The 12,037-nt window shown below is 44.1% G+C and carries 9 protein-coding genes, 15 tRNA genes and 2 rRNA genes (1 of these 26 only partly in view); 21 read left to right on the top strand and 5 right to left on the bottom strand.

The window, feature by feature from the left end; all coding sequences use genetic code 11:
* The 17 genes from ACRPI0_RS11565 to ACRPI0_RS11485 all read left to right on the top strand — a co-directional run.
* Positions 1–1,647 (top strand): 23S ribosomal RNA (locus ACRPI0_RS11565); it begins 1,286 nt to the left of the window's first position.
* 143 nt (positions 1,648–1,790) lie between these two features.
* Positions 1,791–1,906: ribosomal RNA gene (rrf, locus tag ACRPI0_RS11560) — 5S ribosomal RNA — on the top strand.
* A gap of 39 nt (positions 1,907–1,945) precedes the next feature.
* A tRNA-Asn gene (locus tag ACRPI0_RS11555) sits at positions 1,946–2,020 on the top strand.
* Positions 2,021–2,024: 4 nt separating this feature from the next.
* Positions 2,025–2,116 (top strand) — tRNA-Ser (locus ACRPI0_RS11550).
* A 29-nt stretch (positions 2,117–2,145) separates the two neighbouring features.
* Positions 2,146–2,220: transfer RNA gene (locus ACRPI0_RS11545), tRNA-Glu, on the top strand.
* 45 nt (positions 2,221–2,265) lie between these two features.
* Positions 2,266–2,341, top strand: a tRNA-Val gene (locus ACRPI0_RS11540).
* Positions 2,342–2,364: 23 nt separating this feature from the next.
* Positions 2,365–2,439 (top strand) — tRNA-Met (locus ACRPI0_RS11535).
* 3 nt (positions 2,440–2,442) lie between these two features.
* Positions 2,443–2,518 (top strand) — tRNA-Asp (locus ACRPI0_RS11530).
* An 18-nt stretch (positions 2,519–2,536) separates the two neighbouring features.
* A tRNA-Phe gene (locus ACRPI0_RS11525) sits at positions 2,537–2,609 on the top strand.
* Positions 2,610–2,618: 9 nt separating this feature from the next.
* Positions 2,619–2,694, top strand: a tRNA-Thr gene (locus ACRPI0_RS11520).
* Positions 2,695–2,706: 12 nt separating this feature from the next.
* Positions 2,707–2,791 (top strand) — tRNA-Tyr (locus ACRPI0_RS11515).
* A gap of 7 nt (positions 2,792–2,798) precedes the next feature.
* A tRNA-Trp gene (locus ACRPI0_RS11510) sits at positions 2,799–2,872 on the top strand.
* A gap of 44 nt (positions 2,873–2,916) precedes the next feature.
* Positions 2,917–2,989: transfer RNA gene (locus ACRPI0_RS11505), tRNA-His, on the top strand.
* Between the two features lie 13 nt (positions 2,990–3,002).
* A tRNA-Gln gene (locus ACRPI0_RS11500) sits at positions 3,003–3,074 on the top strand.
* Positions 3,075–3,080: 6 nt separating this feature from the next.
* Positions 3,081–3,155, top strand: a tRNA-Gly gene (locus ACRPI0_RS11495).
* A gap of 10 nt (positions 3,156–3,165) precedes the next feature.
* A tRNA-Cys gene (locus ACRPI0_RS11490) sits at positions 3,166–3,239 on the top strand.
* Positions 3,240–3,274: 35 nt separating this feature from the next.
* Positions 3,275–3,355, top strand: a tRNA-Leu gene (locus ACRPI0_RS11485).
* A 119-nt stretch (positions 3,356–3,474) separates the two neighbouring features.
* Here the strand turns inward: ACRPI0_RS11485 and ACRPI0_RS11480 are convergent.
* The gene (locus ACRPI0_RS11480; protein WP_432352795.1) at positions 3,475–4,185 is read right to left on the bottom strand and encodes a B3/B4 domain-containing protein; all 711 of its coding nucleotides are present in this window, start codon (positions 4,183–4,185) and stop codon (positions 3,475–3,477) included.
* A 54-nt stretch (positions 4,186–4,239) separates the two neighbouring features.
* Here ACRPI0_RS11480 and queG point away from each other — a divergent pair, with 54 nt between their 5' ends.
* The 3 genes from queG to ACRPI0_RS11465 all read left to right on the top strand — a co-directional run bounded on the left by queG (position 4,240) and on the right by ACRPI0_RS11465 (position 7,022).
* Positions 4,240–5,379: a tRNA epoxyqueuosine(34) reductase QueG gene (gene queG, locus ACRPI0_RS11475; RefSeq protein ID WP_432355945.1), complete on the top strand. Its 1,140-nt coding sequence runs from the start codon at positions 4,240–4,242 to the stop codon at positions 5,377–5,379.
* Positions 5,380–5,393: 14 nt separating this feature from the next.
* Complete coding sequence (gene trmL / locus ACRPI0_RS11470; protein ID WP_432352793.1) at positions 5,394–5,867, top strand: tRNA (uridine(34)/cytosine(34)/5-carboxymethylaminomethyluridine(34)-2'-O)-methyltransferase TrmL; 474 nt, start codon at positions 5,394–5,396, stop codon at positions 5,865–5,867.
* A gap of 327 nt (positions 5,868–6,194) precedes the next feature.
* A complete protein-coding gene (locus tag ACRPI0_RS11465; protein WP_432352792.1) occupies positions 6,195–7,022 on the top strand; it encodes an aldo/keto reductase in 828 nt (275 codons plus the stop codon).
* Between the two features lie 47 nt (positions 7,023–7,069).
* Here ACRPI0_RS11465 and ACRPI0_RS11460 read toward each other — a convergent pair whose 3' ends face one another.
* From ACRPI0_RS11460 to ACRPI0_RS11450, 3 genes are read right to left on the bottom strand one after another with little or no spacing between them, the layout of a single operon-like run.
* On the bottom strand, positions 7,070–7,912 hold the full coding sequence (locus tag ACRPI0_RS11460) for an RluA family pseudouridine synthase (RefSeq protein ID WP_432352791.1): 843 nt from the start codon (positions 7,910–7,912) through the stop codon (positions 7,070–7,072).
* 23 nt (positions 7,913–7,935) lie between these two features.
* The gene (locus tag ACRPI0_RS11455) at positions 7,936–8,409 is read right to left on the bottom strand and encodes a thioredoxin family protein (RefSeq protein ID WP_432352790.1); all 474 of its coding nucleotides are present in this window, start codon (positions 8,407–8,409) and stop codon (positions 7,936–7,938) included.
* A 4-nt stretch (positions 8,410–8,413) separates the two neighbouring features.
* Complete coding sequence (locus tag ACRPI0_RS11450) at positions 8,414–8,839, bottom strand: disulfide oxidoreductase (protein ID WP_432352789.1); 426 nt, start codon at positions 8,837–8,839, stop codon at positions 8,414–8,416.
* Positions 8,840–8,955: 116 nt separating this feature from the next.
* Between ACRPI0_RS11450 and ACRPI0_RS11445 the strand changes: the two genes are divergently transcribed.
* Entirely contained in the window at positions 8,956–10,512 is a 1,557-nt protein-coding gene (locus ACRPI0_RS11445; protein WP_432352788.1) for a GNAT family N-acetyltransferase, read from the top strand.
* A 41-nt stretch (positions 10,513–10,553) separates the two neighbouring features.
* On the opposite strand, the gene ACRPI0_RS11440 is transcribed toward ACRPI0_RS11445, so the two are convergent.
* Positions 10,554–11,903, bottom strand: coding sequence for a hemolysin family protein (locus ACRPI0_RS11440; protein ID WP_432352787.1), 1,350 nt, complete (start codon positions 11,901–11,903; stop codon positions 10,554–10,556).
* Positions 11,904–12,037: the final 134 nt, after the last annotated feature.

Here is a 12,037-nt window from a genome sequence, read left to right as displayed (position 1 = left end):
TTGGAAGTGAGAATGCCGGTATGAGTAGCGAAAGAAGGGTGAGAATCCCTTCCACCGAATGCCCAAGGTTTCCTGAGGAAGGCTCGTCCACTCAGGGTCAGTCGGGACCTAAGTCGAGGCCGATAGGCGTAGACGATGGACAACAGGTTGATATTCCTGTACTACCTCCCCACCGTTTGAGTGATGGGGTGACGCAGAAGGATAGGGTGAGCGCGCTGTTGGTTATGCGCGTCTAAGCAGTGAGGTGTGAAACGAGGCAAATCCCGTTTCTAATACATTGAGCTGTGATGGCAAGGGGTGTATACCCTGGAGTCCCTGATTTCACACTGCCAAGAAAAGCCTCTAACGAGGTGGGAGGTACCCGTACCGCAAACCAACACAGGTAGGCGAGGAGAGAATCCTAAGGTGATCGAGAGAACTCTCGTTAAGGAACTCGGCAAAATGACCCCGTAACTTCGGGAGAAGGGGTGCTCTGGTAGGGTGAATAGCCCGAGAGAGCCGCAGTGAATAGGCCCAGGCGACTGTTTAGCAAAAACACAGGTCTCTGCAAAACCGTAAGGTGACGTATAGGGGCTGACGCCTGCCCGGTGCTGGAAGGTTAAGAGGAGAGGTTAGCGCAAGCGAAGCTTTGAATTGAAGCCCCAGTAAACGGCGGCCGTAACTATAACGGTCCTAAGGTAGCGAAATTCCTTGTCGGGTAAGTTCCGACCCGCACGAAAGGCGTAACGATCTGGGCACTGTCTCAACGAGAGACTCGGTGAAATTATAATATGCGTGAAGATGCGCATTACCCGCGACAGGACGGAAAGACCCCGTGGAGCTTTACTGTAGCCTGATATTGAATTCCGGTGCAGCCTGTACAGGATAGGTAGGAGCCTAAGAGACCGGAGCGCTAGCTTCGGAGGAGGCAATGGTGGGATACTACCCTGGCTGTATTGGACTTCTAACCCTTGCCCGTGATCCGGGCAGGAGACAGTGTCAGGCGGACAGTTTGACTGGGGCGGTCGCCTCCTAAAGAGTAACGGAGGCGCCCAAAGGTTCCCTCAGAATGGTCGGACATCATTCGTAGAGTGCAAAGGCATAAGGGAGCTTGACTGCGAGACCTACAAGTCGAGCAGGGTCGAAAGACGGGCTTAGTGATCCGGTGGTTCCGCATGGAAGGGCCATCGCTCAACGGATAAAAGCTACCCCGGGGATAACAGGCTTATCTCCCCCAAGAGTCCACATCGACGGGGAGGTTTGGCACCTCGATGTCGGCTCATCGCATCCTGGGGCTGTAGTCGGTCCCAAGGGTTGGGCTGTTCGCCCATTAAAGCGGTACGCGAGCTGGGTTCAGAACGTCGTGAGACAGTTCGGTCCCTATCCGTCGCGGGCGCAGGAAATTTGAGAGGAGCTGTCCTTAGTACGAGAGGACCGGGATGGACACACCTCTGGTGTACCAGTTGTCTTGCCAAAGGCATCGCTGGGTAGCTATGTGTGGACGGGATAAATGCTGAAAGCATCTAAGCATGAAGCCCCCCTCGAGATGAGATTTCCCATTACGCAAGTAAGTAAGATCCCTCAAAGATGATGAGGTGGATAGGTCTGGTGTGGAAGCATGGCGACATGTGGAGCTGACAGATACTAATAGATCGAGGACTTTCCCAAATATAAGTTAGAGAGCCGTAAGGCTATCTTGAATTCAATGTTGGTTTTATCCAGTTTTGAGTGATTAATTTAAAAAGAATTTTAAATTAACACTTGCACTTATAACTCGAGTATGGTATAATAATACTTGTGTTGTGAAAATGTCTAGTGATGATGGCGAAGAGGTCACACCCGTTCCCATACCGAACACGGAAGTTAAGTTCTTCAGCGCCGATGGTAGTAGGGGGCTTCCCCCTGTGAGAGTAGGACGTCGCTAGGCTTTCACTACTAAGTGAAAATCCTTTAATAGTTTATCTATTCCGCAGTAGCTCAGTGGTAGAGCAATCGGCTGTTAACCGATCGGTCGTAGGTTCGAGTCCTACCTGCGGAGCCATAATGGAGAGCTGTCCGAGTGGCCGAAGGAGCACGATTGGAAATCGTGTAGACGGTTAACGCTGTCTCAAGGGTTCAAATCCCTTGCTCTCCGCCAGTTAACTTTCTCCAGATCATATATAGTATGGCCCCTTGGTCAAGCGGTTAAGACACCGCCCTTTCACGGCGGTAACACGGGTTCGAATCCCGTAGGGGTCACCATTTATATTCTTAGGAATAAAATATACCAGCAGCACATAGTATTGTGGAGGATTAGCTCAGCTGGGAGAGCATCTGCCTTACAAGCAGAGGGTCGGCGGTTCGAGCCCGTCATCCTCCACCATTATTTATTCATAATAGTATTATCGCGGGGTGGAGCAGTGGTAGCTCGTCGGGCTCATAACCCGAAGGTCACAGGTTCAAATCCTGTCCCCGCAACCAAATGGTCCCGTGGTGTAGCGGTTAACATGCCTGCCTGTCACGCAGGAGATCGCCGGTTCGATCCCGGTCGGGACCGCCATTTTTTTAAAAACAATATGGCTCAGTAGCTCAGTTGGTAGAGCAAAGGACTGAAAATCCTTGTGTCGGCGGTTCGATTCCGTCCTGAGCCATCTTAATATGCCGGTGTAGCTCAATTGGTAGAGCAACTGACTTGTAATCAGTAGGTTGAGGGTTCAATTCCTTTCGCCGGCACCAGAAATTCCCTATGGTGGGGTAGCGAAGTGGCTAAACGCGGCGGACTGTAAATCCGCTCCCTCCGGGTTCGGCGGTTCGAATCCGTCCCCCACCACCATTTTTACAGGGGCATAGTTTAACGGTAGAATAGAGGTCTCCAAAACCTTTGGTGTGGGTTCGATTCCTACTGCCCCTGCCATTTATCTTACTTGTCTCTTTGATAAAAGCAACATTACTAATATGGCGGTTGTGGCGAAGTGGTTAACGCACCGGATTGTGATTCCGGCACTCGGGGGTTCAATTCCCCTCAGCCGCCCCTTTTTTATTTTTGGGGTATAGCCAAGCGGTAAGGCAACGGACTTTGACTCCGTCACTCGTTGGTTCGAATCCAGCTACCCCAGTTATTAGCGGAAGTAGTTCAGTGGTAGAATACGACCTTGCCAAGGTCGGGGTCGCGGGTTCGAATCCCGTCTTCCGCTCCACTTATTCTACGGCGGCATAGCCAAGCGGTAAGGCACGGGTCTGCAACACCCTTACCACCGGTTCGATTCCGGTTGCCGCCTCCATTAATTGCTTTCCGTTTTGTTTTTATTAATAGTTTGCCCGAGTGGTGGAATGGCAGACACGTCGCACTCAAAATGCGATGCCGTAAGGCGTGCCGGTTCAAGTCCGGCCTCGGGTATCTCAAAAAAGGACAACTTCGGTTGTTCTTTTTTTATTTGTCTTTTAATGTACATGAACGAAACAAAAAACCCGCTTTTGTCGATAAGCGAGTTTTCGTGTGTTGCTTGTGGATCCTAGTTAAAACTGAGTAGGTAGGTCCGCAACGGAAAGTGATGGATTTCCTTTATGGAGGATTGTTTCTGATGATTCACCGCCATTCAAGCTTGTAAACATACGACCACATGCTGTTGCAAGGTGCTGTGCCTCTTCTACACTCATATCAGGTCTCAAAAATAAAACGTGAAGAATCTCTGAAGTTTCTTCTGTAATCGCAGTTCGTACAGAGTCTACATACGGACTTCCGAATGGGCTGTATCCATCCTTTAGCAGTATCATGTTATGTAATGAATTGAAAGAGCCATTTAATCCTTCATATCCAACCTCTTCTTGACCAACAGTCACATGGATATCGCCTACAAGCGTTTCCAGATTGTACATTCCAGAAGGGATTCCATATTGAAGGCTAAATAACGTATTCAAGTCAACTGCACTCGAATGCGTTTCAATATAATCTTGTTTCGCAACACGATAATATAATAATTCTACAGAAGACGGATTTTCCATAGGATTGGCACCTAAAGCTTTCCAAACATTTCGCCATTCACGGATGCCGTCAATTTCATGTAGCGGACGTTCTTCTAGTTCAAAGAAGAGTTGCTCTTGAAATAACTGAAGTCTCCCTTTTAGCATTTGAGGAGAATCCGAGACGGTAGTCCTGTTATAATGAATGATGGCTATTTTAAACTCAGAAACTGCATCGAATAGTTTCGGTTCTATATGAAATTCCATGAAATCACCCTGTTCATATTTTTCTCAAGTCTATCATAAGGGAGGTGGCAGATGGTGAATATCGCTCAGTTGCAAAGGGACCTAGTTGCGTATGCTTATAAAATTGGTATTGATAAAATTGGATTTACTACAGCAGCACCTTTTTTAGAATTGAAGAATCGATTAAAGCGACAGCAACACCTCGGATATCAATCTGGATTCGAAGAAAGTGACATCGAAAAAAGAACGGAACCAGCGTTGCTGTTAGAACGAGCAGAGAGTATCATTTCCATTGCAGTTGCCTATCCTTCAAAAATGACGGATGCACCTAAAGGGAAAAAAGGAGAGCGGCGAGGTATGTTCTGCCGAGCTTCTTGGGGAACTGATTACCATAGTGTTTTACGTGAAAAACTAGCATTATTAGAAGTGTTTTTAAAAGAGTATTCATCTGAAGTGAAAACGAAATCTATGGTAGATACAGGTGAGCTTGCAGATCGAGCTGTTGCTGAACGTGCGGGGATTGGTTGGTCTGCAAAAAACTGTTCAATTATTACACCCGAGTTTGGATCCTATGTTTATTTAGGTGAGATGCTTACCAACTTGCCGTTTGAACCCGATGTACCGATGGAAGACCAGTGCGGGGACTGTACGTTATGTCTAGACGCTTGTCCAACAGGCGCGCTTATACAGGGTGGTCAATTGAACGCACAGAGGTGTATCGCTTTTTTAACTCAGACTAAGCAACCTATTCCTGAAGAATTCCGGAAAGAAGTTGGGAATCGAGTGTATGGGTGTGATACTTGCCAAACGGTCTGTCCGAAAAATAAGCGGAAATACAATTTAGAACAAGAATCTTTTCTACCTGAGCCAGAACTTGTCAAACCGCTTCTTCAACCCATGTTAAAATTATCGAATCGTCAATTTAAAGATACCTATGGGCATATGTCAGGTTCGTGGCGAGGAAAGAATCCCATTCAACGGAATGCTATCTTGGCATTAGCCCATTTTAAAGAATCAGCAGCAATTCCTGATTTAGTGTCTCTGTTAGAAACAGATCCACGCCCGATGATTCGTACTACTTGTGCATGGGCGATTGGGGAGATTGGAACAGAAGAAGGACGTCTTACGCTTGAGCAGGCACTTGAAACAGAGCAAGATGAATCTGTACGTGAAGAAATTAAACAAGCAGTCCTGAAGTTGACTGCATCTAACTAAAAGGAAGTGTCAGTATGCCAATTCATGTAGCATTATTTGAACCACTTATTCCTGCCAATACTGGAAACATCGCACGAACTTGTGCGGGGACTGGTGCTAAACTACATTTAATAGAACCACTCGGATTTTCAACAGATGATAAGATGCTTAAACGAGCAGGTCTCGATTATTGGGAGCATGTTGATATTACGTATCACGATGGAATTAACCAATTATTTGAGCGTTTTCCTCAAGGAACTTTCTATTTCATCACAAAGTTCGGGACGAAAACGTTTTCTGATTTCAATTTTGCTAATATCGAGAAAGATATTTTCTTTGTTTTTGGTAAGGAAACGACCGGCTTGCCGTCAGAAGTGACAGAAGCAAATCCAGAGACATGTCTCCGCATTCCTATGAACGAAAACATTCGCTCATTAAACTTGTCAAATACAGCAGCTATTCTTATTTATGAAGCGTTACGACAACAGGGCTATCCAGGCTTAAACTAAAAAAAGGATGCAACTCTTTAAAAGAGTTGCATCCTTTTTTATGTGTTATTTTTTCACTTTGCCTGGCTTGTCTTCGTAACCGCCTGTAAAGATAGCAGATAGGAATGCGAAACAGACACCAATGATTAGAATTAGTTTCATCAGATACCCTCCTGTTGAATCAGTTGTTCTAACATCATTATACCGGAACCGCAACAAAAAGGAAATGACTGACTTCAAAAATTGTGACATGTATCTGACAAATCTTTAGCATATTGATTTTCAGGAGAACGTACGAATGGTACGATTAGATAGGATAGCATCATTAATTGAGGAGGACTGTACACTATGTCAATGCATTATACGGAAACGAAACAGTTGGCGAATGGCGTACATATGCCACGCTTTGGGCTCGGTGTTTATAAGATGACCGATTCTAAGCAGACTGTAGAAGCGATACGCTATGCACTAGAACAAGGCTATCGAGCTGTCGATACAGCAGCCATATATGAAAATGAAACGGAAACAGGTGAAGCAATTCGAGCTTCTGGGATTTCTCGAAACGAGCTGTTCATAACGTCTAAAGTATGGAATACAGACCAAGGATATGATCAAACATTACGAGCATTTGAAACGTCCTTGAAAAAATTAGGTCTCGATTATTTAGACCTGTATTTAACTCACTGGCCAGTCAGTGAAACGTACGTGGATACTTACCGTGCCATAGAACGACTATATGAAGAAAAGCTGATTCGGGTACCTGGTGTATCGAATCATCACATTCATCATTTAGAAAAGATTTCTGTGACTGCAAATATTGCGCCAATGGTGAATCAGGTTGAGCTGCATCCTTTGCTCACACAAGTTCCACTACGGGAATATTGCAGTGAACACGAGATTGCCGTCACTTCTTGGTCACCTCTAGCAAAAGGACAACTTCTAGACAATCCCGTGCTAACTGAAATAGGAAAGCATCATGAGAAGACAGCTGCTCAAGTTATCATACGTTGGCATCTCCAGAATGATTTGATCGTCATACCTAAATCAGTCACGCCTGAGCGGATTTTAGAGAACAGTCAAATTGGAGATTTCACATTGACCGCTGAAGAGATGAAGATTATCGATGAGCTAAATCGTAATGAGCGTACAGGTACAGATCCAGATAAAATCGGATAAAATTAAAAAAGCGGCAGGGGAATCGAGTCCCAGCCGCTTTTGTTTATTCATAAAGTGCTAATTACAACTTTTTCTCCAGTAAACGGATGAATGAACGACGTTTCCACAGCTGTGAGGCGATAGGACCCGTCTGGAAGCGCTGATGCTTCATAGAGGTTATCTCCGACCACTGGGTGACCTAAGTGAGCCATGTGGACACGGATTTGGTGCGTACGTCCTGTGTCGAGCGTAGCTTCAATCAAAGTTGTATCTTCCTTGCGCTCAATCACTTTAAAATGTGTTACTGCAGTTTGGCCGGACATGGAAACGCGTCGACGTGTTGGATGATGACGATCGCGACCAATCGGCATATTGACGCTACCTTTTAGACGCTTTAGACGTCCTTCCACCTCAGCATTATATAAGCGAGTTATTTCGTTAGAAGCAATCATACGATCGAACATCGCTTTAGCCATAGGGTGCTTCGCCACAATAACAATACCTGAAGTTCCTTTGTCGAGACGTTGTATGTGTTCTGCGTAAGTGCCGCCTTGCTCTTGGATATGCGCCATTACGGCATTCATCATAGTCGACTCGCGGCTTGTACCGTCAGGGTGAACTGCAATACCTGCAGGCTTGAACACTGCTATGAAATGAGCGTCTTCTTGTAGAATTTTCACGCCTGGCACTTCAAGTGGCTCGTATTCGGAGTGTGCTTCAGGTAAGTGGAACGTTAACTCAGTTCCTGCAATCAGGGGAGTGCGCCATACAGCTGGAACTCCTTCAGCTTCGGTTACGGCATTGGCCATACGTAATTCGTGAATATTTTTCTTTCCAGCTTTCCAATCGTCCCGTAATAATTGTTCAAGTGTACCGTCAGAATCTTTCACTGCGTACGTAAATGTTATCATTCATTCTTCCTCTTTTCCCGTTCTTACTTTCCGTAATACTCATTGAAAAACGCGTGAATATTTTCTTCAGGCTGCAATCCAACAAGCCGTCCAACTTCTTTACCGTTCTCATACTGGACAAGTGTTGGCCATTGATCTATTCCGTACTGCTCACCAGCTTGCTTACTGAACTCGAGCATATTGTACTGATTAACTTTCACGCCTTCTTCTTTTGCAATTGGCATTAGTATTGGTGTCATCTCTCTGCAGAAGTGACACTCTGGGCTGAAGTAGTAGACTGTAGTCGGCTCACCAGATTCAATTTTCTTGAATGTAGCTTCCGGTAACGTGATGCTATTGTAGTTTTCGTCACCGATCAAGTCGATTGTCGATTTCTCTAAATCGTCCGTTCCATATGGATTATCTGCTAACTTCGATTTGTTTGAAGCATTTGTGAGCATAATGATTGCAACAAAGAATACGACTACGATGCCACCGATGATTAGTATTTTCTTCATAAGATTATTTCGACTCCTTCAGTTGTTTTAACATGACGACACTTGATATGAATATCAATGCAAATGCAACGAATGCCATGAATGGAATGGTGATAAAACCTAAATAATTGACGTACTGTCCCGTGCAAGGAACGTCTCCACAGGTACCTGCATGTTCTTGGAAAAAACTAAGTTTCTGTGTTGCGTAATGATAAGCAGATAAGCACGCACCAATGAGGCTGAATGTCGCAGTTGTTACCGCAATTCGTCCATTTTTCTGTATAAGTGCTATACCAGCAATCAGTACAATCGGATACATAAGAATTCGTTGATACCAACAGTATAGACATGGAGCGTATCCTTTGACCTCTGAATAGTATAAGGAACCCAATGTAGCGACCAAAGCAACAGTCCAAATTAGAAGTAAAAGATTCTCTATCCGTTTGTTCAAGTTGAGTACCCCTCTCATTGATTTCAATTCCTTATTATAGAGGGAAATCATCTTTTTAGCTATTGTTCGGCATAAACTTCATAATAGAGGGTATTAAAGGTACAGAGGTGATTTTGTTGAGTGAAGAATTTGATTTATCGTCATTTGAAATAAGCATGGTTGTCCGACAAATGGAACTGTCAGATATACCTGATATCATAGCAATGCAGGAAACTTGTTTTCCAGGTATGGACCCTTGGGAGCCGGATCATTTAACAAGCCATATCACTGTATTTCCGGAAGGGCAGTTTGTTGCTGAGTTAGATGGCAAAATCATCGGTTCCTGTTCCAGCTTGATTGTGAATTTTGCTGAATATGATGATCGCCATACGTGGGATGATATTTCTGATAATGGCTACATAACGAACCACAATTCTGATGGTTACAATTTATATGGAATTGAAGTAATGGTGCACCCTGAATTTAGGCGCATGAAGGTAGGAGAGCGGCTGTACGAAGCACGTAAAGAACTTGCCCGTGAACTGAACTTGAAATCCATCATCATTGGAGGGCGAATTCCAAACTATCATAAACACTCCGATGAGATGTCTCCACGGGAGTACGTGAATTCAGTTGCGAAACACCGTATCTATGATCCGGTATTGACCTTCCAGTTAATGAATGACTTTACTTTGATGCGCATTAATCCAAACTATTTGCCCGATGACAAGGCATCCAAACGATATGCGACTTTAATGGAATGGAATAATATCGATTACAAAGCAGTTACAAAGCGCCATTACAAAACTAGCTATCCAGTTCGAATTTGTGTTGTCCAATATTTGATGCGTAAAATTTCGTGCTTTGAAGAATTAGCCTCACAAGTAGAATACTTTGTGAATGTAGCAGCAGATGCTAACTCCGACTTTGTTGTATTTCCTGAAATCTTTACAACACAACTAATGTCCTTCTTGGATGAACGCTCATCGAGCCAATCTGTGCGTAAGATCTCTGAATACACCGAAGAGTACATTGAGCTATTTAATAGTCTATCCGTCCGCTATAACGTCAATATAATTGGCGGCTCTCACTTTGTGGAAGAAGAAAATGAAGAGATTTACAATATCTCTTACCTCTTTAGAAGAGACGGATCTATAGATAAGCAATACAAGATTCACATTACACCAAACGAGAAAAAGTACTGGGGGATTAGTGCAGGTGACACAGTCCGAGTCTTTGATACGGACTGTGGCAAGATCGCCATTCAAGTTTGTTATGATATTGAATTCCCTGAACTCGCTCGAATTGCAACGGAAATGGGTGCTAATATCATTTTCACACCATTCTGTACGGAAGATCGCCAAGGCTACTTACGCGTGCGCTACTGTGCACAAGCCCGTGCTGTAGAAAACCAAATCTATACGGTCATCTCAGGAACAGTCGGTAACTTACCGCAAGCGGTTAACATGGATATTCAGTACGCACAATCTGCAATCTTCGCTCCGTCTGATTTTGAATTTGCACGAGACGGAATTGTCGGTGAAGCTAATGCCAACTTGGAAACAGTGCTTATTGGAGACGTCGATTTGGAAGTCTTAAAACGACAACGTCAAGATGGAACAGTTAAACAATTGAAAGACCGACGTAAAGACATCTATCGCGTCGAATACTTCCCGAAGAATTCAGAGCAATAAAAAAGAGACGATTCCAATTAAATTGGAGTCGTCTCTTTTTCTTATACCAGTTCTCCTTGAAAATTCGATTCTTCATTTTCAAGTTTTTCTGCTTCAAGGTAGAGGATATGATGACCTTCTACGTCTTTAACGGAAAACTCATAGCCTTGTTCAATAATCTTCTCGCCTGCAATGGCTTCGAAGCGTTGGGACATGAACCAGCCACCAATTGTATCGATGTCTTCATCATCGAGTTCGATGCCTAACGTGTTGTTGACGTTATCTAAAAGCATCTTAGCATCTAGAATGAAGTGACCTTCGCCAATTACTTGGACATCAGGTAATTCGTCTTGGTCGAATTCATCTTGTATTTCTCCTACGATCTCTTCGAGGATATCTTCAATGGTTACCAAACCGGAAGTTCCACCATATTCGTCCATTAAAATTGCCATGTGGATCCGTTCCCGCTGGATTTTCAAGAGTAAATCCCCAATTGCCATCGTTTCAATTACGCGGATGATTGGCTGCATGTATGCAGATACGGGAAGTTCTCCATTCTTTGGGTTTTTAATGTAGGCAGTGAGCAAGTGTTTCATATTCACCAGACCGATGACGTGGTCTTTGTCTCCATCTGTAACGGGATAGCGGGTGAACTGCTCGATGCCTGGCAAGTTAAAGATTTGTTGTGAGGTCATTTCTTTTTCAATCGTCATCATTTCAGTTCGTGGAACCATAATTTCCTTTGCAATCCGGTCATCGAATTCAAATATTTTATTCACATATTTGTATTCAGCCTGATTGATTTCCCCGCTTTTCAAGCTGTCTGACAAAATCATTCGCAGTTCTTCTTCTGTATGGCCCACATCCGCTTCTGATATGGATGAGAAACCAAACAGCTTTGTTACAAGTCTTGCTGAACCATTCAATATTTTAATAAACGGATACATCGTACGGTAAAAAATAATCAATGGTTTAGCAAGTAGAAGCGTAATGGTTTCCGCTTTTTGTATAGCCATCGTTTTCGGTGCTAATTCTCCAACAACAACATGGAGGAATGTCACGACGATCAAAGCGATGGAAAAAGAAAGGAAGAGCGTCAGACTGGCTGATAACTGCCAATAGGTAAACAGAGGCTCAAGCATTAACGCAACGGTTGGTTCTCCGAGCATACCGAGACCGAGTGCGGTAATGGTAATTCCGAGCTGACAAGCAGACAAATATTCGTCTAAATTTCTTACAACACGTTTAGCGTCGATGGCTTTTTTATTGCCTGCTAAAGCTAGCTGATCAATACGTGTCATTCTGACTTTTACTATTGCAAACTCAGCTGCAACAAAAAATGCAGTGAGGGCGATCAAGGCAGCAAATGCTGCCAAGCGTATGGGAATATCCAAATGGGTGCTTCGTTTCATGCCTGTTGAGGGGGAAACAAAGCGTACACCTCCTGTGGTTTAAAATTAGGTAGTTAATCCAATCATAAATGTTTCTTCTATGAAATACAATGATTTTTCCTTTTGTATCTACTACGAGAAACCTGTGGAATTTT

Origin of the sequence: Sporosarcina sp. A2, assembly GCF_050858885.1 — a bacterium.
Taxonomy (GTDB): domain Bacteria; phylum Bacillota; class Bacilli; order Bacillales_A; family Planococcaceae; genus Sporosarcina.
Note: the sequence above shows the minus strand (reverse complement) of the source record. Positions and strands in the feature narration are given on the sequence as shown.